This window comes from Humitalea sp. 24SJ18S-53, assembly GCF_050632385.1.
In the GTDB taxonomy this organism is placed as follows: Bacteria; Pseudomonadota; Alphaproteobacteria; order Acetobacterales; family Acetobacteraceae; genus Humitalea.
Genome location: NZ_CP192599.1, coordinates 4,008,889 through 4,030,376, shown reverse-complemented (window position 1 = coordinate 4,030,376; position 21,488 = coordinate 4,008,889). Strand labels below are relative to the sequence as shown.

The 21,488-nt window shown below is 68.1% G+C and carries 20 protein-coding genes; 11 read left to right on the top strand and 9 right to left on the bottom strand.

The annotated features are described in order from the left end of the window. Window positions 1-162 precede the first annotated feature (162 nt). Together ACQW02_RS19145 and ACQW02_RS19140 are read left to right on the top strand one after the other, a co-directional pair. Entirely contained in the window at window positions 163-1,032 is an 870-nt protein-coding gene (locus ACQW02_RS19145; protein ID WP_431281507.1) for a fumarylacetoacetate hydrolase family protein, read from the top strand. 45 nt (window positions 1,033-1,077) lie between these two features. Next, entirely contained in the window at window positions 1,078-2,040 is a 963-nt protein-coding gene (locus ACQW02_RS19140; protein WP_431281506.1) for a Bug family tripartite tricarboxylate transporter substrate binding protein, read from the top strand. 9 nt (window positions 2,041-2,049) lie between these two features. Here the strand turns inward: ACQW02_RS19140 and ACQW02_RS19135 are convergent, their stop codons facing one another. From ACQW02_RS19135 to ACQW02_RS19120, 4 genes are all read right to left on the bottom strand, one after another. Further along, entirely contained in the window at window positions 2,050-3,030 is a 981-nt protein-coding gene (locus ACQW02_RS19135) for an amidohydrolase family protein (protein WP_431281505.1), read from the bottom strand. A 123-nt stretch (window positions 3,031-3,153) separates the two neighbouring features. Beyond that, the gene (locus ACQW02_RS19130) at window positions 3,154-3,981 is read right to left on the bottom strand and encodes a hypothetical protein (protein ID WP_431281504.1); all 828 of its coding nucleotides are present in this window, start codon (window positions 3,979-3,981) and stop codon (window positions 3,154-3,156) included. A gap of 89 nt (window positions 3,982-4,070) precedes the next feature. Continuing rightward, window positions 4,071-5,243 (bottom strand): hypothetical protein, encoded by a 1,173-nt coding sequence (locus tag ACQW02_RS19125; RefSeq protein WP_431281503.1) that lies wholly within the window; start codon window positions 5,241-5,243, stop codon window positions 4,071-4,073. A gap of 198 nt (window positions 5,244-5,441) precedes the next feature. Beyond that, window positions 5,442-5,897 carry a hypothetical protein gene (locus ACQW02_RS19120; protein ID WP_431281502.1) on the bottom strand — a complete coding sequence of 152 codons (456 nt, stop codon included), beginning with the start codon at window positions 5,895-5,897 and terminating at the stop codon, window positions 5,442-5,444. Window positions 5,898-6,064: 167 nt separating this feature from the next. Here ACQW02_RS19120 and ACQW02_RS19115 point away from each other — a divergent pair, with 167 nt between their 5' ends. Then, entirely contained in the window at window positions 6,065-6,697 is a 633-nt protein-coding gene (locus ACQW02_RS19115; protein WP_431281501.1) for a VOC family protein, read from the top strand. A gap of 6 nt (window positions 6,698-6,703) precedes the next feature. Here the strand turns inward: ACQW02_RS19115 and ACQW02_RS19110 are convergent, their stop codons facing one another. Together ACQW02_RS19110 and ACQW02_RS19105 are read right to left on the bottom strand one after the other, a co-directional pair. Next, the gene (locus tag ACQW02_RS19110; protein ID WP_431281500.1) at window positions 6,704-7,084 is read right to left on the bottom strand and encodes a cupin domain-containing protein; all 381 of its coding nucleotides are present in this window, start codon (window positions 7,082-7,084) and stop codon (window positions 6,704-6,706) included. A 25-nt stretch (window positions 7,085-7,109) separates the two neighbouring features. Further along, the gene (locus ACQW02_RS19105) at window positions 7,110-7,496 is read right to left on the bottom strand and encodes a hypothetical protein (protein ID WP_431281499.1); all 387 of its coding nucleotides are present in this window, start codon (window positions 7,494-7,496) and stop codon (window positions 7,110-7,112) included. A gap of 199 nt (window positions 7,497-7,695) precedes the next feature. Here ACQW02_RS19105 and ACQW02_RS19100 point away from each other — a divergent pair, with 199 nt between their 5' ends. From ACQW02_RS19100 to ACQW02_RS19080, 5 genes are all read left to right on the top strand, one after another. Continuing rightward, the gene (locus ACQW02_RS19100; protein ID WP_431281498.1) at window positions 7,696-8,403 is read left to right on the top strand and encodes a helix-turn-helix domain-containing protein; all 708 of its coding nucleotides are present in this window, start codon (window positions 7,696-7,698) and stop codon (window positions 8,401-8,403) included. 68 nt (window positions 8,404-8,471) lie between these two features. Next, on the top strand, window positions 8,472-9,329 hold the full coding sequence (locus ACQW02_RS19095; RefSeq protein WP_431281497.1) for an FAD binding domain-containing protein: 858 nt from the start codon (window positions 8,472-8,474) through the stop codon (window positions 9,327-9,329). Further along, window positions 9,326-11,644 (top strand): xanthine dehydrogenase family protein molybdopterin-binding subunit, encoded by a 2,319-nt coding sequence (locus ACQW02_RS19090; protein WP_431281496.1) that lies wholly within the window; start codon window positions 9,326-9,328, stop codon window positions 11,642-11,644. Before ACQW02_RS19095 ends, ACQW02_RS19090 begins: the two co-directional genes overlap by 4 nt. Continuing rightward, a complete protein-coding gene (locus ACQW02_RS19085; RefSeq protein ID WP_431281495.1) occupies window positions 11,641-12,138 on the top strand; it encodes a (2Fe-2S)-binding protein in 498 nt (165 codons plus the stop codon). The genes ACQW02_RS19090 and ACQW02_RS19085 overlap by 4 nt, the downstream gene beginning before the upstream one ends. Beyond that, on the top strand, window positions 12,114-14,384 hold the full coding sequence (locus tag ACQW02_RS19080; RefSeq protein ID WP_431281494.1) for a xanthine dehydrogenase family protein molybdopterin-binding subunit: 2,271 nt from the start codon (window positions 12,114-12,116) through the stop codon (window positions 14,382-14,384). The genes ACQW02_RS19085 and ACQW02_RS19080 overlap by 25 nt, the downstream gene beginning before the upstream one ends. Before the next feature lie 3 nt (window positions 14,385-14,387). On the opposite strand, the gene ACQW02_RS19075 is transcribed toward ACQW02_RS19080, so the two are convergent. Then, a complete protein-coding gene (locus tag ACQW02_RS19075; RefSeq protein WP_431281493.1) occupies window positions 14,388-15,698 on the bottom strand; it encodes an LLM class flavin-dependent oxidoreductase in 1,311 nt (436 codons plus the stop codon). 142 nt (window positions 15,699-15,840) lie between these two features. Between ACQW02_RS19075 and ACQW02_RS19070 the strand changes: the two genes are divergently transcribed. Next, entirely contained in the window at window positions 15,841-16,236 is a 396-nt protein-coding gene (locus ACQW02_RS19070) for a thioesterase family protein (protein WP_431281492.1), read from the top strand. Window positions 16,237-16,239: 3 nt separating this feature from the next. On the opposite strand, the gene ACQW02_RS19065 is transcribed toward ACQW02_RS19070, so the two are convergent. Together ACQW02_RS19065 and ACQW02_RS19060 are read right to left on the bottom strand one after the other, a co-directional pair. Continuing rightward, a complete protein-coding gene (locus tag ACQW02_RS19065; RefSeq protein ID WP_431281491.1) occupies window positions 16,240-18,336 on the bottom strand; it encodes an acetate--CoA ligase family protein in 2,097 nt (698 codons plus the stop codon). Window positions 18,337-18,349: 13 nt separating this feature from the next. Further along, the gene (locus ACQW02_RS19060) at window positions 18,350-19,174 is read right to left on the bottom strand and encodes an enoyl-CoA hydratase/isomerase family protein (RefSeq protein ID WP_431281490.1); all 825 of its coding nucleotides are present in this window, start codon (window positions 19,172-19,174) and stop codon (window positions 18,350-18,352) included. A 270-nt stretch (window positions 19,175-19,444) separates the two neighbouring features. On the opposite strand from ACQW02_RS19060, the gene ACQW02_RS19055 reads away from it, so the two are divergent. Together ACQW02_RS19055 and ACQW02_RS19050 are read left to right on the top strand one after the other, a co-directional pair. Continuing rightward, window positions 19,445-20,425 (top strand): Bug family tripartite tricarboxylate transporter substrate binding protein, encoded by a 981-nt coding sequence (locus ACQW02_RS19055; RefSeq protein ID WP_431281489.1) that lies wholly within the window; start codon window positions 19,445-19,447, stop codon window positions 20,423-20,425. A 25-nt stretch (window positions 20,426-20,450) separates the two neighbouring features. After that, a complete protein-coding gene (locus ACQW02_RS19050) occupies window positions 20,451-21,488 on the top strand; it encodes an ABC transporter substrate-binding protein (protein ID WP_431281488.1) in 1,038 nt (345 codons plus the stop codon).

Below are 21,488 nucleotides of genomic sequence, written 5' to 3'. Positions count from 1 at the left end.
TTGGCGAGACACCCCCCCGGGGGCATCCGGCGCCATCTGCCATTCTCGGGCGTGACTGGTGAAGAATTGGTGCCCCTGGGGGCCACTGGCGCCGCCGCCGGCATCCGGCCAAATTGGCGCCGAAGCGCCGCCTTCCGGCGCCCGAGCCAGCCGGAGATCTTCATGCGCCTTGTCACTTATTCCAGCGGTGGCGTGCCGTTGCTTGGCGCGCTCGATGCCGGGGGCGCCGTGCGCGACCTGTCCGGCGCCGGGTTGCCGCTGTCGATGCTGGGGCTGATCGCCGCCGGGGCGCCGGCGTTGGAGGCGGCCCGCGCCGCTTTCGCGACCGCCCCCGTGGTGGCGGGGGCGCGGCTGCTGGCGCCGATCCCGCGGCCGGAGAAGAACATTTTTTGCGTCGGCAAGAATTACCATGAGCACGCGAAGGAATTCGCGGGTTCGGGTTTCGATGCATCGACCAAGGATGTCGTGCCGGAATACCCGGTGGTCTTCACCAAGCCGCCGACCACCGTGATCGCGACGGGCGAGGCGATTCCGGGGCACCTGGATCCGACGCAGAGCGTGGATTACGAGGGCGAACTGGCGGTGGTGATCGGCAAGCCGGGCCGCGGCATCCTGGCGGCCGATGCGATGGCGCATGTGTTCGGCTATACCATCGTCAACGACGTGACGGCGCGCACCCTGCAGCACCGGCACCGCCAATGGGTGCTGGGCAAGGGGATCGACGGCTTCTGCCCAATGGGCCCGGCCATCGTCACGGCCGATGCCGTGCCTGATCCTCGCGCCCTGGTCATCACCACATGGGTCAATGGCGAACGCCGCCAGCATGCCCCCGTGGCCGACCTGATCTTCGACATCCGCACCCTGATCGAGGCGATCAGCGCCGGCATCACGCTGGAGCCTGGCGACATCATCGCCACCGGCACGCCGGCCGGCGTCGGCATCGGCTTTTCCCCGCCGCGCTTCCTGAAGGCCGGCGACGTGGTCAGGATCGAGGTGCCCGGGATCGGGGTGCTGGAAAACCCGGTGGCCTGACCAGCCCAACCGCCCGAACATCCGCAGCAAGACGGAGAAACGCCCATGACCATCGCCCGCCGCGGATTTTTGGCCGCCCCCGTCGTGTTTGCGCTGCCCGCCTCGGCCCAGGACGGGCGCCCGATCACCATCGTGGTGCCCTTCCCGCCGGGCGGCCAGGCGGATCTGGCGGCGCGGCCGGTGGCGGCGGCGATGGAAAAGATCCTGCGCCAGCCGGTGGTCGTGCAGAACCGTGGCGGGGCGGCCGGGGCGCTGGGCAACGCCTTTGTCGCGCGGGCGGCGCCGGATGGCGCGACGGTGCTGATGGCACTGTCGTCGCTGGCGGTGATCCCGGTCGCGGAGCGGCTGTTCGACCGCACGCCGACCTATACGGTGGACCAGTTGGCGCCGATCGCGCTGGTCAATGCCGATCCGACGATGCTGGTGGTCCCGGCCAATGCGCCCTGGCACAGCATCGCGGAATTCCGCGATGCCGCGCGGGCGGCGCCGGGGACGATCCCCTATGGCTCCTCCGGCGCCTATGGCACCCTGCATGTGGCGATGGAGATGTTCTGCACCGCCGCCGACATCCGCCTGCTGCACGTGCCGTTCCAGGGGGCGGGGCCTGCGCTGACGGCACTGCTGTCCAACAACATCCAGGCGCTGGCGACGGCGCCCGGCACCGTGACGCAGCATGTGCGCGACGGGCGGATGCGGGTGCTGGGCTGCTGGGGGCGGGAACGCGCGCCGGCCTTTCCGGAGGTGCCGACCTTCATCGAAAGCGGCTATCCGGACGTGGAATTCTATATCTGGGCCGGGATGTTCGCCCCGGTGGCGACGCCGGCGCCGGTCATGCAGCGGCTGCGCGACGCGGTGCGGGCGGCGATGGCCGATCCCGACCTGGTCCGCGCGTTCAACGCCGCCGGCGCGCCGCCGCGCTACATGGACGCGCCGGAGTTCGCGCGGTTCTTTGCCGAGGATTCGGCGCGGCTGGTCGCGGCGGTGCAGAGGATCGGCAAGGTCGAATAGGCTGCGTCGTCAGGCGTTCGGTCCGAACAAGCGCGCCGCGTTGCCGAAGGCGATGGCGTCGCGCGCGGCGCGGTCGATCCGCGCGGCGGCCACGGCCTCGGTCGCCACGCGCGTGTCAAAGATCGGGTAGTCGGTGCCGAGCATGATGCGCTCCGGCCCCAGGATCGCCACCGCCATTTCGATCGCGCGCGGGCCGAGCGAGGCGGTATCGAAGACCAGCCCGCCCAGCAGGGTCGAAGGCAATGGTGCGCCTGGGGCGCGGATGGCCGAGATATGGTCCATCCGTTCCACAAGAAACGGGAAGGCACCGCCAAGGTTGACGATCTGCACGCTGGCGCCGGGCCAGTGTTCCGAAAGCCCGGCGTGGATCAGCGTTGTCGTCGCATGGCTGATGCCATTGTGCAGGTCGATGGTGGAGGCGCGGTGCATGCCGAGGTCGTCGTAGAGGTGCGGTGCCAGCGGTTCGTCGTGTCGTTGGCCCGGATGCACCATCAGATGCGCGCCAAGCCGGCTGGCCGCATCCAGCACCGGGTGCAGGCGGCGCATCACCGCCAGGCTGCAGAAATAGTTGCTGGGGATGATGGCGCCACGCAGGCCGAGTGACGTGCAGGCGCGTTCGAGTTCCACGACCGACAGGTCGATATCGGCGAGCGGCAGCCCCGCCAGGGCCGTGAACCGGCCCGAATGCGCGGCGCAGACGGCGGCCAGTTCGTCATTCACATCGCGCACCAGCGGCAGCGCCTCGGCCGCGGGCAGCACGTCGGGGCCGAGGGCGCCGGGGAAGGTGATCACTTGGCGGTCGATGCCCTGGCTGTCCATCCAGCCCAGGCGGTCGGCCAGGGTGGTAAAGCCGCCGCGCAATTCGAAGCGGCTGGTGGGCGTGACCATGAAGCGGCGGGTGCCGTCACGCGCGACCCGCGGCACGTCGCGGCGTTCCTCAAGCCGGCGGAACAGCGCCTCGCCATAGTAATGCGAATGGGTATCGATCAAGCGGGGCTCCTGCGGCGACCTATGCCAGCCTTGGACCGGGCGGGGCATGTGGGCAAGCATTGTGCGGGGTCTGACGTGAGAACAGCGGCGACGCCGTTCTGGGCAACCTGGATGCCGGCCCCGTCAGGCAGGGTCCGAGGAATCGATCACGACCAATGCGCGCCCGGCGAGCGGCGTCGGATCGCGGTCCGGTCGCAACAGTGCCGCCATTCGCGCGTCGCCTTCGGCCAGCGCGCGTTCATGATCGATGTCCAGCACGCCATGCCGGTCCAGGAACAGGTTCATCGCCGCCGAGATGCGTATGCAGCCCTGCGAACCCGTCCGGCCCAGCAGCGGTTCCAGCCTGTCCGGGTCCGTCGCGTGGATCAGGAAGCGGATCGGCCCGGTTTCCCCATCGTCGCGCCAACCCTTGCGCGCCGGAATCCAGCCAAAATCCCAGACCCGCATGCCCTGCGCGCCCAGGCCGCGGATGCCGTCGCGGTTGAAGGTGCCGAGCGCGCGGTAGTCGCGGATGGCGGGGGTATGCAGGAAGACGCCGGTGGGGGTGATGTAATACCCGCGCCGGTCCGCCTGGCCGGTCGAGACGCGGTCGCCGCCGATCACCGCCCATGGCGCATCGGGCCGCGCCAGCAGGATGGAGGCCGCCTGCACGTCCGGATGGCGGTCCACCACGAAGATCAGTTCCGGCCGGTCGATCCCATAGCCGGAGCCGGCGACCTCGCGCATCGCGCGGGCGATGCGGTCCTGCGTGATCGGGTCGGGGAGGGGGGGCTGCGGCACGGCCTCGGCCAGGGCGGCGCGCAGGCGGTCCACCCCGGCATCATCGGCCGGCGGAAGCGGCGGGGGGGTGCGCGTGGCGCAGCCTGTCGCGCATACCGCCACGCCGAAACCCAGGACGCGGCGCCGCGGCAGCATGGGGCCGATGCTGATCGAATCGGATGCGCCGAACACCTGTGGCTCCGACGGTCGTACTGGGCATTTCTAGACCTTTGTGGACACGAAAGGAACTTGGCGGTGCGGCCCGCACCGCATGGCTGGGATCAGAATTTCACGCCGGTGTTGATCGTGAAGCCCGACAAGCCCTGGTCGCCCGTCATCACCGTGAAGCCCAGGCCGAAGGTCGAATCCCGGCCAGCCGACACGAAGGCGCCGAATTCCTGGTAGTTGCTGATGAAGACCTCGCTGCCGGTGAAGCGCGTGTCGATGGCGAAGACCGACCCCATGACCGGCATCCCGGCGATGCTCATCCCCAGGTCGCGCGACAGCACCACCCCGTTCCGAAAAATCGTGTTGGCGATGTCGTAGTTGGCGGTGTAGCGGCCGAGCGACACCGGCAGGGTGGCGACATAGTTGATGCCATTCGCGATGGTCAGGCGCAGGTCCATCGGCAGGTCGAAGCGCAGGATCGAATTGATGCCGAGGCCATACAGGCCGGTGGCCGAACCCAGGTCCACCGACCCCGCGCCGCCGAAACGCCCCGATGCCTGCAAGGACCAGACATCGAAGATCTGCCGACGGTACAGGAAGCCCAGGTTGCCGCTGTAGGAGGTGGCTCCCTGGGTATCGGTGTAGGCGAAGGGGACATCGACCTCCAGCGTGTCACGCTCGGTCACGCGCCAGGAATAATCGAGCGGCAGGGTAAAGTTCTGGCTGTTGTAGCCGGCCGAGCTGAAGGAGCCGAAGCGCGCGCCGATCCCGACGCCGCCGCGTTCGCCGAAGGAGGATTGCAGCGATCGGTTGAAATCCGACACCGACATCTGCGTCATCGCGGAATTCGGATTGCCCGCCACCGGGTCGATCGGCGTCGTGGCGACGGCGAGTTGCAGGATGCGGGTCACGTCACTGCCGCCCGCACCTTGCAGCCAGCGGACGAACTGATCCTGGCTGTCGTCGCGGGTGGTGCCGGTGAAGGTCTTGTCCACGCCGGCGCCCGGCACCTGGATCCGCAGGAAGGGGGAGTTGGCCGTATAGGTGGCGACGGCCGGCACGCCGCGCAGGTTGATGTTGGCGGTGGCGGCCGACACATCAGTGTAGTTGATGTTGATGCTTTGCAGCGAATCGGTCGTCAGCGCGTCGGCGGCCTGCTGCAAGGACGAATAGCTGCGCTGGTCGGTTGCCCCATCCACCGTCAGTTCGACTGAAAACAGATCCCTGGTAAAGCTCGCGGTGCTGCTGGCGGCCAGGATCAATGCTGCGGCGAAAATATGTTTCATGATTTTCATGTCCCGCGACAAACCTAAGAGAATGTTAGCCTCGTCACAAAAATACACAACTTAAAAAAATACAGATTCCAGGGCCGTCCGCATAAAGATCTTCATCTTGTTGTTGGCGGGACCAATGTTCACCCATGCCCAAGCGGTCAAGAGAAGCGATCGGGCCGGCGAAGCCGCGACCCTTGGTGGCACCGCGCGTCAGTTGACGGAAAAGCGGACCTCGCGCCGCCCGGCGCGGCCTTGCGAGTCGGCGATGCTCAGAACGACCCGATGCTGGCCTGCCGGTACCGACACATTCTCGGCGACCACACCCTGGGCGTCGATCCGGGCATGGGGGCGGATGCGGCCGGTGATATCGATGCCGAGGCTTCCGTAGAAGGCGCGGAACGTCGCCGGGTCGATGGTTGCATCCTGGGCCGGCACGAAGCGCAGGCGGAAGGCGATCGCCTGGCCCGGCGACAGCGTGCCATCGGGCGAATCAACCTCGATGCGCGGCCCGCCGACGACGATCGAACGGGTCAGCGCCGGCATGGGGGCCGCTGCGGAGAGGGCGACTTCTTCCGGCGAGACGAGCATGAAGGCCTTCGCCGGCCGAAGCGGCACCAGGCACGGCAGCGTGGCGGCGACAAGCATGCGGCGTGATGGGTACGACATGGGTTTGGTCCCCCTAGCGTTACGCACCATGTCACGCGCAAGCGGAGAAGGCCCTGCATCCCCCTCACCGCAGGCACGGAACACGTAAAGTATTGGGCCGCGTCCAGGCACGGCGCAATCGCTTTCGGTGCTCGACGCCAGACGCGCATGGCGACAGGATGCGGCCGATGACATTGCATTTCGACCACCTGGCCATCGGCGCCCAAACCCTGGCCGAGGGGGAGGATTGGGTGGAATCCGTGCTCGGCGTCGCCATGGGCCCCGGCGGCGTGCATCCGCGCATGGGCACGCACAACCGGCTGTTGAAGGTCGGCCCCCGCCGCTACCTGGAAGTCATCGCCGTCGATCCGGCCGCCGAGGCCCCCACCCGGCCGCGCTGGTTCGGCCTGGACACGCCGCCCGCGCGGCCGCGCATCTTGGGATGGGTTGCGCGCTGCGTGGACATCGCGGCGGTGGCGGCGCGCAGCCCCCTGCCGCTCGGCACGCCGGAAGCGATGAGCCGCGGCGCCCTGTCCTGGCAGATCACCATCGCCGCCGACGGACGCCCGCCGGCCGGTGGCGCGCTGCCGTCGCTGATCGAATGGCCGGAGGGCGTGCACCCGGCCGATGGCATGGCCGAGACCGGCGTCTCGCTGGTCGCGCTGACCATCGCGCACCCCGAACCTGTGCGGATCGAGGCCGCGCTGGCCGCCATGGATTGGCAGGCCGAAGGCGGGCTGGTGCAGGTCAGCCAGGGTGAACGCGTCGCGCTGTCGGCGAGTTTCCTGACGCCGCGCGGGCCGGTACGGCTGGGGCCGTAGGCGCCGTCAGTCCTTCAGCGCGCCGACCTTGCGGAGCAGGGCGAAATCCGCCGGTGCCGGCCCGCCGACGCTGACGACGCCGACGCCACGGTCGGCGCTGACGGCGTGCTTCATGCCGATCGGGACATGCACCGCCTGGCCCGCGCGAAACGGCAGTTCCACGCCATTGTCGTGGTCGCGGATCGTGCCCTCGCCTTCAAGGATGAAGATCGTGTCCTCGGACGCGATGTGGATATGCGGCACATTCGCCTCGCCAGGGTCCATGCGGACGTAGTTCATGTTGGCGGTATCGGCGCCGACGCCGGGCCAGATGACGAAGCGCGCATCGCGCGAGATCAGGGGCAGCATCAGGTCGGGCTTGTCGCGGTGGAACACGCGGATGGCCATGTCAGTCTCTCCGGGTCGGCGTGGATCAGAGGTGGGCGTAGAGCGCCGGATCGGGCGGGCAGGGACCGCCCAGCATCACCATGCCATCGTCGCCCGCGACGAAGCGGTAGGCGGTATTCGGCCCGACATGGACCATGGAGCCCTCGATCAGCGGCTGCGCCACGCCATCGGCGGGGTCCATGACGACACCGGTGCCGGACTTGATGTAATAGGCGGCCTCACCCGGGTGGCACTGGCTGACGGTGGCGTCGCCGGCGGCCATGTCGAAATGGTGCATGCTGCGATGGGCGGCGCCGGTGCCTGGCCAGATCAGCGCGACGGCGCGGCCTTGCCCCTCGATCAGCGGCAGGACCGGGCAGGTTTCATCCAGGGTCAGGACCCTTACCGTCTCGAAGCCCGCATCCATCGGCATCACACCCCTGTTCGCGATCGGCGCATCAGTGCCACTCGATCCAGCGTCATAATTTGAGTGTGTTTAAACTAACCGATTCTGCCTGTCACCATTTTACTGTGGCTGAACGGATGGTTGCTCCGGCTGCGCGCACGGGGGAGACTATGGGGACAGCAGCGAGATTCGTTCGGGGTACGACATGCCGGATTCGGGCGTTAAGGTGAAGGATATCGCAGGGCGGGCGAAGGGCAGGCCGCGGCGTTCGGCCCAGCTGCCGGCCCAGACGCCGGCCCCGCAGGAGGAAGCCCCCCGGCGCGGCGTCATGGGGCCGGGCAACCAGCGCGGCCCGACCGATACGCGCCTGCAGGCCGAAACCAATGAGTTGCTGATGACGATCGGGGCGCGGCTGCGGGCGCTGCGGATCGAGCGTGGCCTGACCCTGCATGCCCTGGCGGAACAGACGGGGCTGTCATCCTCCATGCTGAGCCTGCTGGAACGCGGCAAGACGGGGCCGTCGATCGGCACCTTGGTGGTCATCGGATCGGCGCTGGGGACGCAGATGAGCGACCTTCTGGGCCAGCCCATCGCGGCCCCGCCGGAGCCTGTGTCGCGCTTCGCCAGCCAGCCTGTGTATGCCACCGCCGATGGGGTGCGCCGGCGCATCCTGAAGTCGGACGCGACGCATGGCATCGAAATCGCGATGAACGAATACAGCCCCGGCACCGCCAATGCACCCCGGCCGGTGGCGCACGACGGCTATGAATTCGGCATCGCGCTGGAAGGGAATCTGGAAATCACCTTGGGTGGTCAGGTCTATACCCTGGGTGAGGGGGACCTGGTCGCCTATCGATCGACCGACCCGCATCGCATCGCCAACCCCGGAAAACGCCGGGCCCGCGCACTTTGGGTGAACCTGAAACAGGCATGAGGCTTGCGGAGCCCATCCGGCGTGTTTAGTGTCACTCAATATTCTTCACCGACCATGCGGGGCCCATCATGAAGCCGGCCGCCTTCGACTACCACGCGCCGACGACGCAGGAGCAGGCGCTGGCGCTGCTGGCGCGCTATGCGGATGACGGCCGCGTGCTGGCGGGCGGGCAGAGCTTGGTGCCGACCATGGCTTTTCGCATGGCGCGGCCGGCGGTGCTGGTGGACATCAACCGCATCGCCAGCCTGGCGCATGTGACGCCGGAGGATGGACACCTGCGCATCGGTGCGCTGGCGCGGCACGCCTGGTTCGAAGCGCCCGTGGTGGCGGGGGTGCTCGGGCGGTTGCTGGCCGATGTGGTGCACAACATCGCCCATGCGCCGATCCGCACGCGCGGGACGTTTTGCGGCAGCGTCGCGCATGCCGACCCGTCATCCGAATGGTGCGCCACGACCCTGGCCCTGGGTGGGCGGATGGTCGTGGCCGGGATGGGTGCCACGCGAGAGGTCGCGGCCGACGACTGGTTCCAGGGCGTTTTTACGACGGCGATGCAGCCGGGCGAGATGCTGACCGAGGTGCGGCTGCCCTTGCTCGGCGCCGACTGGCGCTGCGGCTTTGCCGAATTCAACCGCCGCGCCGGCGATTTCGCCATGGCCATGGCCGTCGTCGCATTGCGTGTCGATGGCGGCATGGTGCGGCAGGCGCGGATCGCGCTGGGCGGCATCGGCGGCATGCCGGTGCTGGCCGTGTCGGCCGCGGCGGCCCTGGTCGGGCGCGCGCTGGACGAGGCTGCGATCCGCGACGCCGCCGATAGGGCAGCCGCCGATTGCGACCCGCATGAGGACGTCCACGCCGCCCCCGAATACCGCCGCGACCTGGTGCGCGCGATGACGCGCCGCGCGCTGCGCCAGGCCGTCGCCGCATGAACTGGGTCGGCCGCCGCCTGGTGCGGTTCGAGGACCCGGCGCTGCTGCGGGGCGAGGGGCGCTACATCGCCGATATCGCCATCGGCGCGCGCGCGGTGCGCTTCGTCCGCAGCCCGGTCGCCGCGGGGCGCATCGTCGCACTGCGGCCGCCGCCCGATATGCCGCCCGGTGCGATCTTCGTCACGGCGGCCGACATGCCCGAGGTCGGCGTCATCAAGCCGATGCTGCACCGCTTCGATTATCGCCCGGTGGAACAGCCGGTGCTGCCGCGCGACCGCGTGCATTTCTTCGGTCAGCCCATCGCCGCCATCGTCGCCGATACGCCCGAACTGGCCGAAGACCTGGCCGAGCTGGTCGAGGTGGAGATCGAGGCCGATACCGCGGTCGTGGACCTGGACGACGCCCTGCTGCCCGGCGCGCCGCTGGTGCATGCGGTCGCCCCGGGCAATGTCATGGTCGAGGGGCTGCTGCGCAACCCGGCCTGCGATGCCGGTTTCGCCGCCGCGCATTGCGTGGTGGAGATGACGGTGCGTTCGCGCCGCCAGAATGCGACGCCGCTGGAGGGGCGCGGCGGCTGCGCGGAATACGATCGCGCCACGGGGCGCGTGCGGCTCAGCGCATCGCTCCAGATGCCGCATATGATCCGCACGGGCATCGCCGATCTGCTGGGTATGCCGGAGGCCGATTTGCAGGTCGTGGCCCCCGATGTCGGCGGCGGCTTCGGCCAGAAGATGTCGATGTTCCCGGAGTATCCGGTGCTGGTCTGGCTCGCGCGGCGCCATCGCGGCGCCTTCGCCTGGATTGAGGACCGCAACGAGAACCTGACTGCCTCCGCCCATTCCCGCGACCAGCGGCATGTGCTGCGCGGGGCGTTTGATGCGGAAGGGCATCTGCTGGCGCTGGATGCGGAAATACTGGCCAATGTCGGGGCGTTTTCCTGCTACCCGACGACCAGCGGTGTCGAGCCCTTGATGGCTTTTGCCGAGTATCCTGGCCCCTACAAGGTGCCGGCCTATGCCGCGCGGGCGCGGGGGGTGATCACCCATACCTGTCCGATCGCGCCCTATCGCGGCGTGTCGCGCCCGGTCATCACCTTTGGCATCGAACGGCTGATGGACCGCGCGGCCTTGGCGCTGGGGATGGACTCCGTCGAACTGCGCCGCCGCAACCTGGTGGATAGCTTCCCGCATCGCACCGCGACGGGGCTGATGTTGGACGAGGCGTCCTATATCGAGGCGATGGATACGGCTGTCGCGAAGCTCGATATCCCGGCGTTTCGCGCGCGCCAAAAGGCGGCACGGGCGGAGGGGCGGTTCCTGGGCCTGGGCCTGGCCGTGTTCAACGAACGCACCGGCTATGGCACGCCCGCCTTCGCCGCCCGCGGCATGGGGATCGTGCCGGGGTATGAGGTGGTGGACATCGCCATGCTGGCCACGGGCGAGGTCGAGGCGCGCATCGGCGCCTCGCCGCATGGCCAGGGGTTGCGCACGGCGCTGGCGCAGATCATCGCCGATGAACTGGGCATGGATGCGGCGCGCATCCGCATCATCCATGGCGACACCGATCGCACGCCCTATGGCTGGGGGACCTTTGCGAGCCGGTCCGCGGTGATCAGCGGCGGCGCCTGCCAGATCGCGGCGCAGCGCCTGGCGGCGCGGTTGCGGCAGGGGGCGGCGCGGCTGTTGCAGACGTCGGAAGACCGGATCGTGCTGCGCGATGGGCTGGCGGTCGGGGAGAATGACGCCTCGGTGCCGCTGGATACGCTGGCGCGGCAGGTGCACCAGCGCAGCGACCTGTTTTCCGATGTCGGTGGCTTCAACCTTGCGGAGAGCGGGTCCTACGATCCGTCCGGCACCTTTTCCAACGCCTGCCACGCGGTGATCGTGGAGGTGGATGCCGAGACCGGCCATGTCCGCATCGAACGCTACCTGGTGGTCGAGGACGCCGGGCGCATCATCAACCCGCTGATCGCCGATGGCCAAGTGCGCGGCGGCGTCGCGCAGGGCATCGGCAATGCGTTGATGGAGGAGATCATCCATGCCGAGGACGGCAATGTGCTGACCGGCACCCTGGCGGATTTCATCCCGCCTACCCTGGCCGAGATCCCCGAGATCGAGATCCACCACCTTGTCACCATCAGCGCCGCGACGATCACCGGGGCCAAGGGGCTGGGTGAGGGCGGTGCCATCGGCGCGCCGGCGGCGATCTGCAATGCGATCAGCGACGCGCTGGTGCCTTTTGGTGTGGACATCGCGGAATTCCCGGCGACGCCGGGCCGCATCCGCGCCTTGATCCGCGGCAGGATTCCAGCATGACACAGCAAGACGTCACCTTCACCGTCAATGGCACGCCGCATCGCGTGACGGTCGAACCACGCCGCACCCTGGCCGATGTGCTGCGTGACGATTGTGGGCTGACCGGCACGCATCTGGGCTGCGAACATGGCGTCTGCGGCGCCTGCACCGTCATTGTTGACGAGGTGCCGGTGCGCGCCTGCCTGATGTTCGGCGTGCAGGCCGCGGGCGGCGCGATCCGCACGGTCGAAGGGCTGGCCGCATCGGACGGCACGCTGAACGTGTTGCAGAACGCGTTCCAGGCGCATCACGGGTTGCAATGCGGGTTCTGTACGCCGGGATTCCTGATGCTGGCGACGTGGTTGCTGGAGCGCGATCGTCCTTTTGACGAGGCGGAGATGCGCCACGTCCTGTCGTCCAACCTGTGCCGCTGCACCGGCTACCAGAACATTCTCGCCGCTGTCCGCGCGGCCGCTAAGGAGCTCGGCAAATGGGCGGAATCGGTCAACGCGTAAGGCGTATCGAAGACCCGCCGCTGCTGCGCGGCGAGGGGCGTTTCGCAGCGGACCTGAACGTCCCCAACCAGTTGCACATGCGGGTGGTGCGCGCGCCCGTCGCGCATGGGGTGCTGCGGGGGATCGATACCTCGGCGGCGCTGGCGCTGCCCGGGGTGGTGGCGGTCTGGACCGGTGCCGATGTCGCATCGCTGCCGCCGATCGGCTTCCGGCAGATGAGCGTGAAGGGACTGGACCCCTACCGGCAGCCCATCCTTGCGCAGGAGCGCGTGCGCTACGTCGGCGAACCGATGGCGCTGGTTTTTGCCGAGGATCCCTACACCGCCGAGGACGCCGAGGAACTGGTCTTTGCCGAGATCGACGACCTGCCGCCGCTGCTGCGCGGCACGGAGGATCCCGGTGACTTCGACGGCACGCACGGCACCGAAGCGGCCGTGGTGTGCAAGGCCTATGGCGATCTGGACGCGGCTTTTGCCAAGGCGGCGCATCAGGTTGAACTGACCCTGGCGGTCGGCCGCCATTCCGGCGTGCCGTTGGAAACGCGCGGTGGCTTGGCGGTGATGGATGGCGGCATCCTGCGCATGTATGGCGCCTCCAAGGTGCCGCATGCGAACCGGCTGGCGATTGCCGGCATGCTGGGCATCGACCCCGCCGCGATCCATCTGCACGAGGGTGATGTCGGCGGCGGCTTCGGCATCCGCGGCGAATTGTATCCGGAGGATGTGCTGGTCTGCCTGGCCGCGATGCGGCTGGGTCGCCCGGTGAAATGGATCGAGGACCGGCGCGAACATCTGCTCGCCGCCAATCATTCGCGTGACCAGGCCCATCTCATCCGCGCGGCTGTGGATGAGAAAGGCTTTGTACTGGGTGTCCAGGATGAATTCTGGGTGGACCAGGGCGCCTATGTCCGCACCCATGCCGTCACCGTGCCGGACCTTGCCGCGGCGATGCTGCCGGGGCCGTATGTGTTTCCGGCCTATCGCGCGACGGGCCATGTGCGGCTGACGAACAAGACGCCGGCTGGCACCTATCGCGCGCCGGGGCGCTACGAGAGTTCCTTCGTGCGCGAGCGGTTGATGGACGCGGTGGCGGATCAACTCGGGTTGGATCGCATCGCGGTGAGGCGGGTGAATCTGATCCCGCCGGAGGCGATGCCCTTCGATCGCCAGATCGACGCGCTGGGCACGCCGCTCGTCTATGATTCCGGGGATTACGCGCGGCTGCTGGATCGCTCGCTGGCGCACATCGACTATCCGCGAATGGAAGCCGCGTTGCAGGCGCGCCGCGATGCGGGCGAAAGGGTCGGTTTTGGCCTCGCCTTCTTCGTCGAGAAGAGCGGCCTTGGCCCCTTCGACGATGTGCGGATCGAGTTGGACACAGAGGGCGGAGCCGAGATCATCACCGGCGTCGCATCGGTCGGGCAGGGGGTGGAAACCGTGCTCGCGCAGATTGCTTGTGAGGGCCTCGGCATCGCGCCCCAGAACATCCGCGTCGTGCATGGCCAAACCGATCGCATCGGTCGCGGCATGGGCGCCTTCGCCACGCGCGTCACGGTGATGAGCGGCGCCGCGGTCACGATCGCCTGCGGCAAGCTGTCGGAGACATTGCTGACCAGGGCCGGGGATCTGCTGCAACGACCGCCATCCGAGTTGGCGCTGCGCGACGGCCGGGTTGTCGCCGCCGATGGGTCGGGTGCTGGTGTCGCCATCGGAGATGTCGTCGCGGCCTGCCTTACGGCAGGTGACGCGCACCTGGTGGCGGAGGCAACCTTTGAATCCGGCCACATGACCTACCCCTATGGCATCCACATGGCGGTGGCTCGCGTCGATCCCGAAACCAGTGGGGTCGTGCTGGAACGTGTCATGGTCGGCTACGATATCGGCCGTTCGGTGAACCCAATGCTGGTCGAGGGCCAGATCGCCGGCGGTGCCGCGCAGGGTGTCGGCGGTGCCTTGCTGGAGGAGTTCCTCTACGCCGCCGATGGCCAGCCGCTGTCGGTGACGTTTGCGGACTACATGATGCCGACCGCCGCCGAAATGCCGGCCGTGGACATGCTGATCACCGAGGATGCGCCCAGCCGCATCGGCACCCTGGGCGTGAAAGGCGCGGGTGAGGGCGGCACCACCGCCATCGGCGCCGCCATCGCGGCGGCCGTGGATGCGGCGCTGGGCCATCGCGTGCCCATCACCGCATTGCCGATCACCCCCGCCCGCCTGCACGCCCTTCGACGGGCGCACGGCGACTGAACATCACGCGGCGGGATGGGGCGGCCGCGGCAGGCCCAGATGATCGCGCAGCGTGGTGCCCGTATAGTCCTGCCGGAACAGCCCGCGCTTTTGCAGGATCGGCACGACCTGGTCGACAAAGTCGTCGAAGGCGCCGGGGAACCAGGGCGGCATGATGTTGAAGCCGTCGGCAGCGCCGGCGCGGAACCATTCCTCCAGCCCATCCGCCACCTGTTCCGGCGTGCCGCAGAGCAGGCGATGCCCCATCGCCCCCGCGGCGATGTTGCGCAATTGCCGCAGGGTCAGGTTTTCCCGTTTTGCCAGGGCTGTCAGCGTCGCCGCATGGCCGCGCATGATCGTGGATTCCGGCAGTTCCGGGACAGGCGCGTCGAGGTCGAAGCCGGACAGGTCGTGGCCCAGCCGTTCGGACAGGATGCGGAGTGCGGCGACAGGGTCGAGGAACTCGCCGAGTTGCAACAGGCGTTCACGCGCCTCGGCCTCGGTGCTGCCGATGATCGGGCTGACGCCTGGCATGATTTTCACATGGTCGGGCGAACGGCCAAAGCCGATGGCGCGTGCCTTGATGTCATCGGAGAAGGCCTTTGCCGCCGCCATGTCCTGCTGCACGGCGAAGACGATCTCGGCGACCGAAGCCGCGAGATCCCGCCCCACGTCTGACGCACCGGCCTGGATCAGCACCGGATAGCCCTGCGGCGGCCTCGACAGGTTCAGCGGTCCCTTGACCGAGAAGTATTTGCCCTTGTGGTTCAATGTGTGCAGTCGGGACGTGTCGGCATACTGCCCGGTCGCGCGATCCATCACGATCGCGCCGTCTTCCCAACTGTCCCAAAGCCCCTTTAGCACCTTCACGAATTCATCGGCGATGGCGTAGCGTTCGTCGTGCGGCGGGTGGCTGGTCGTGCCGAAATTCGCCGCGGCTTCGGCGAAGGCGCCGGTCACCACGTTCCAGCCGGCACGCCCGCCGCTGATGTGGTCGAGTGAACCGAACAGCCGCGCGAGATTGTAGGGCTCGGTGTAGGTGGTCGAGGCTGTGGCCGCGAGGCCCACATGCGTCGTGCACATCGCCAGCGCCGTCAGCAGGGTGATCGGTTCCAGCCGCACCAGCACCGATGGATGCATGCCCGCGGCGGTGTTCAGCGCATCGGCGAAGAAGACCAGGTCGAACTTCCCGCGTTCGGCGGTGCGCGCGATGTGTTGCAGCAGCGGCAGGTTCTCCGCCCCCGCCTGGGCGCCCGGCATGCGCCAACCGGCGACATGATGCCCGGAGCCGAGGATGAAAACGCCAAGATGCATGTGGCGAGGCTGGAGCGGCATGGGGGCGGTTTCCTCCGTCTTATCGGACCCGATAATTTGAGTATGAGCAAAAATCCTTTCCGCAGGAAGAGGGATTCGCTAAGACCGTGCCGTCGCCCTTGGCGCCAAAATTTGACCCACACTAAAACACAACGAGGCCATCATGACGCTTGAAGCCGGGCTGACCCATCGTATCGACGTGCCGGTCACCGAAGACCTGACCGCTGACCGCTTCGGCAACGCCGGATTCCCGGTCCTGGCGACGCCGGCCCTGGTGGGGTTGATGGAGCGCTGCTGCATCGCCGCCATCGCGCCGCTGCTGGAAGCGGGCCGCGGCTCGGTCGGCACGCATATCGCGCTGGATCACCTGGCTGCGACCCCGGTCGGCATGACCGTGGCCATCACCTGCACGCTGACGGTCGTGGACCGCCGTAGCCTGGAATTCACGCTGGAGGCTTCGGACGGTGCCGATGTGATCGGCCGCGCGACGCATCGCCGCGCGGTGATCGAAACCGCAAAATTCCTCGACCGCGTCGCCGCCAAGCGCGTGGTCGGCTGAGCCCTACGGCTTCGGCAGGATCACCGCGTCCAGCGCCATGCAGCCGCGCCCGAGCGGCAGCACCTTGATCGGGTTCACGTCGATCTCGGCGATGCGGGCCGCATTGGCGATGGCGAAGTCACTGAGCGCGTAAAGGCTCGCGGCGAGCGCCGGCACATCGGCCGGCGGTGCGCCGCGGGCGCCCGCGAGAAGGACGGACGCGATCCGCGTCTCGGCGATCATCGCCTCGGCCTCACCCGCGCGCAGGGGCAGCGGGCGCAGCACCACGTCGCGGAAAATCTCGACCAGCGTGCCACCGAGTCCGAAGGCCATGATCGGCCCGAATTCGGGATCGTTGCTTATGCCGGCCAGGACCTCCACGCCGTCCGACACCATCGGTTGCACCAGGATGCCGGCGATGTCTGGCGCGGGCGCGATGGCGCCAAGGCGGTCCTGCAACCGGCCCCAGGCCGCGGTGACGGCGGCATCATCCGTCAGGCGCAGTTCCAGCAGCGAGAGTTCCGACTTGTGGGCGATGGCATCGGCCACAACCTTCAGCACCACTGGGAAGCCGAGGCTGCGTGCGGCCGCCAGCGCGTCCGGCAGGGTCTGCGCCAGGTGTTCGGGCACCGTCGCGACGCCGGCTTTCGCCAGCATCCGCTTGGCGTCGTATTCGTGGATGGTGGCGCGGCCGGTGTCGATCGCGGCGGGGCGCAGGCCCGGGCCCGCCCGTAGCGGGGCGCGCGGCTGTCCCCAATCGGCCAGGCGCGAAATCGCGCGCAGGCCCTGCAGCACGCCGCTCAACATCGCGACGCCACCGGGGCGCAACACGGCTTCCTGGTCCGTGCGGAACACGCCGGCGCGGGTGCTGAGGTAGTAGAAGGGCTTTTGCGATCCGGCGGCCGCAGCCTTCACCATCTCGGCATAGGGTAGGTCCTCGGCGGGATCATCCAGCGGATGCCCGTCCATGCCATCGCCGCAGAAGGCGACGGCATCGCAATGCGCGGATGCACCGAGCACCTGCATGGAATGCGGATAGTTCACATCCGGCTTGCCATTGCCCCAGGCGTCCAGCGGATTGCCCTCACCCGGCACGCCGCCGATCACGGGGTCGATGGCGGCGCGATCCGCGGGCGCCATCGGGTCCAGCACGATGGGCGTCTGTTCGGCCAGGTCGAGGATCAACTCGGTCTGCCCGCCCGACCCGGTGACGATGGCCAGGCGCCGGCCGCGCGGCATGTGGCGGCCCTGGCAGGCGGCCAGGACTTCGGCCAGTTCGGCGGGGTCATCGACCTCGATCGCGCGATGCGCGCGCAGCACGGCGCTGAAGGCGCCCGCTTCGCCGGCAAGGCCGCCGGTATGGGTGGTGATGGCGTGCTGCGCGCGGGCGGTCTTGCCGACTTTCAGCACCACGACGGGCTTGCCCGCATCGGCCGCGCGGTCGAGTGCGGCGACGAAGCGTTCCGGCCGCCGCACGGATTCGGTGAACAGGGCGATGACCTTGGTCGCCGCATCGTCGATCAGCGCATCCATGAAGTCTTCCGTCGTCAGCACCATCTCATTGCCGGTGGAGATGACGTGGCTGAAGCCGTAGCGGCGGCAATCCGCGACCAGGCCGATGCAGATGGACCCGCTCTGCGAGATCAACCCGACGTTGCCGGTCACTTTCTCCGGATCGAAGACCTCGTGCAGATAGACCGAACTGCGGGAGGCGGGGCTGAGCACGCCCATGCAATTGGGGCCGCAGAGCGCGATGCCGGCCTCCTTCGCAAGGCCAGTGATCTTGTCGGCAAGCTGGCGCCCGGCCTCGGTCTCGATCTCGGCAAAACCGGCGGAATAGATCACGGCGGATTTCACGCCGCGTTCGGCGGCCTCGCGGAAAGCCGCGGGCAGCCGGTCATTGCCCATGCAGAAGGCCACGACATCCGGCACGCCCGGCAGCGCCGACAGGCTGGGATAGCAGGCGTGGCCAAGCACGGTCGCGCTGCGCGGATGCACCGGCCAGATATCGCCGGCAAAACCGAGGCGATCGAGGGAGGTGAGGATCGCGCGCCCCGGCGACGGGCGTTCGGAAGCCCCGACCACCGCGATGGACCGCGGGGCAAGCAGCGCGTTCAGCATGATGTCGTCCCGGTCAGGCGGTTTTGAAGTGGTTGGCGCGCCAGGTCAGGGCGGCCTTCAGTCCTTCGGACTCGGCGATGCGGTTGAACTCGGCGCCCACCGCCGTCTCCTTGGCGTAGAGCGTCGAGATGACGTCCTGCCCCGCCTGGATCGCGTTGCGGAAGCCGGCGATCTCGATCCCGCGCTTGAGGGCGAGCTTGGTGCGCGTCAGCGCCTCGGGCGCGATCATCGCCAGGCGGCTGGCGTAGGCGAGGGTTTCGGCCTGCAGATCCTCGGTCTTCACCACGCGATTGACCATGCCGAAATTCAGCGCCGTCTGCGCATCGACGGTGTCGCCGAAATAGATGAATTCGCGGGCCCGCTTGAAGCCGACCATCCAGGGCATGACGAAGGCGGGGCCGCTGTTGGAGAAGCGGATCTCCGGCTCGCCGAACTTGGCGTTCTCCGCCGCGATGATCAGGTCGCAGAACATCGCCATCTGGCAGCCGCCGCCGAGCACATGGCCCTGTACGGAGCCGATGACCGGCTTGGTCACCTCGAAGGGCATCATCTCGGATTTCACGCTTTCCGAAAGCTGCTGCGACCACAGCCAGGCGTCGGTGCCGCCGGAATCGTCGTCCTCATTGTCCAGGTCGTGGCCGGCGCAGAAACTGCGGCCTTCGCCACGCAGGACGATGACGCTGGTGTCCGGATCGGCATCGGCGTGGAGGAAGGTCTGGACGATCATCGCCTTCATGCGGTCGCTGATCGCGTTCAATTTGGTCGGGCGATTGAGGACGACGAAGCCGACGCGCCCCTCGCGCTGGTAGAGGACGGCGTCGCTGGCGGGTTCGGTCATGCGCTGTGCGCTCCCTGCTGATTGCGGCTTCGGCGGTGGCGCGATGCTTAGCGCGAATGCCCCGGATGGCAACAGAGATTTTGAGCCAGTATGAAAACCGGCGCCGCAAATTTATGCAATTCCAAGGCGGGTCTGCGGAAAAATCTGGAATGCCTCGGAATTAATCTTGAACATCACTCAAACTGGCTTCTATCATCCTGGACAGATGAGGCGGGACCCGCGGCGATGGCCGGGTTCGTCGTGCCGATGGCTTCAACGGAGGGCTTGAGCATGCTGACACGACGCGGCGTTGCCGGAATGGTGGCCGGTTTGGGCGTGGGGCGCATCGTGCCGGCCCAGGCCCAGGCCAATGGCTATCCCGACCGTCCGGTGCGGATGCTGATCGGCTTTCCGCCCGGAGGCACGGTGGACACCATCGGGCGGCTGCTCGCCCCGGCCATGTCGTCGAAGCTCGGCCAACCGGTGGTGATCGAGAACCGCGGCGGTGCCGCTGGCGTGTTGGCGATCGAGGCGGTGGCCCGTGGCCGGCCGGATGGCTACACCATCGTGCTGGCTTCCGCCGGCGCGCTCGCGGTGATCCCGCACATGCAATCGAGCATGCCCTACGATCCGTTCAAGGACCTGGCCCCGGTGTCGCGGGTTGTCTCGACGCCGCAGCTTCTTGTGGTCGGCAAGCATGTCCCGGCGAATACCGTGCAGGAGCTTGTCGCCATGGCGAAGGCGACGCCGGGCCGGCTGACCTTCGGTTCGACCGGCAGCGGCAGCACGCTTCACCTGGCGGGCGAGTTGTTCAAGATGCGCGCCGGCATCGACATCCTGCATGTGCCCTATCGCGGCGGCGCGCCGGCCGTGACGGCGCTGCTGGCGGGTGAGATCGACATGCTTTTGGTCGATATCCCGGTGGTGATGCCGCATGTGCAGACCGGGTCGTTCAAGGCGCTGGGCCTGGCCGCGGACCAGCGCATTTCCGTCCTGCCCGACGTGCCCACGATCACCGAGGCCGGCGTGCCCGGTGTGGTGGCCGAGGGCTGGTACGCGATCTATGCGCCGCCAGGCACGCCCGCGCCAATCATCGCCACGCTGCAACGCGCGACGGCCGAGGCCCTGGTCATGCCGGAAACGCAGCGCGCGCTGGTCGCCCTGGGCGGCGTCGTCGCGGCCAGCACGCCGGATGAACTGACCGCGCATCTGCGCGCCGAATTCACCAAATGGGGTGAGGTCGTGCGCGTTTCCGGCGCCCGCATGAACTGATCCGCGACACCAGGGAGGCATGCTCATGTTGAAGGATTCATCTCGGCGACAGTTTCTCGCCAGCGGTGCGACGCTCAGTCTTGGCCTGGCCGTGCCGGCCGCGGCGCAGGGCGGCGGCATCGTGTCCACCGTCTTCGGTGGCGTCTGGGAACGCGAATACCGCCGCACGGTGGTCGAGCCGTTCGAGCGTGAGACGGGGATCCGGTTGCAGTTGAAACTGGGCTCCTCCGCCGAATGGCTGACCAGTTCGATGGTGACCCGGCGCAATCCGGAAATCGACCTGATGATGCTGCCCTATCCGGACAATATCCGTGCGGTGATGGAAGACCTGGCGATGCCGCTGACGGCCGCCGATATCCCGAACCTGGCGGAGGTCGAGCCGGTCTGGACCAGCCAGTTCCGCAACCATGGTGTCGGGCTCGACTACGTTTCCTATGGCATCGCCTATCGCCGCGACCTGGTGCCGAAGCCCATCACATCCTGGCGCGACCTGTGGGATCCAGCCCTGCGCGGCAAGGTGTCGCTGCCGCAGATCGGCGGCTGGGGATCCTGGGAGTTGATCGTGATGGCCGCGCGGCTGAACGGCGGCAGCGAGGATAATCTGGCGCCGGGCTTTGCGGCGCTGCGTGAGTTGCGGCCGAACCTGCGGCAGTTCTTCCGCAGCGGCGTGGATGTGACGAATATGCTGAGTTCCGGCGAAGCCTGGGTGGTCGGCATGACCACGCATATCCCGCCCTATGCGCTGATCGATGCCGGGCAGCCGGTGACCTATGTGGTGCCGAGCGAGGGTGGCATGGTCGGCCTCGCCTCCTACCACATCGCGAAGAACTCGCGGAACGCGGCGCTGTGCAAGCGCTTCGTCAATTTCGCCCTGTCGAAGCCGGTGCAGGAGAATCTCTGCAACGCGCTGGTCGCGGGGCCGGTCAACAAGAACGCCGTGGTGACCGCGGCGGTGCGCGAACGCGTGCCGCCGACCGATCGCTTGCAGGTGTTCGACTGGTTTAAGATCGTGCCGCAGATGTCGGCACTGACCGATCGGTGGAACCGTGAGGTCGCGTTCTGA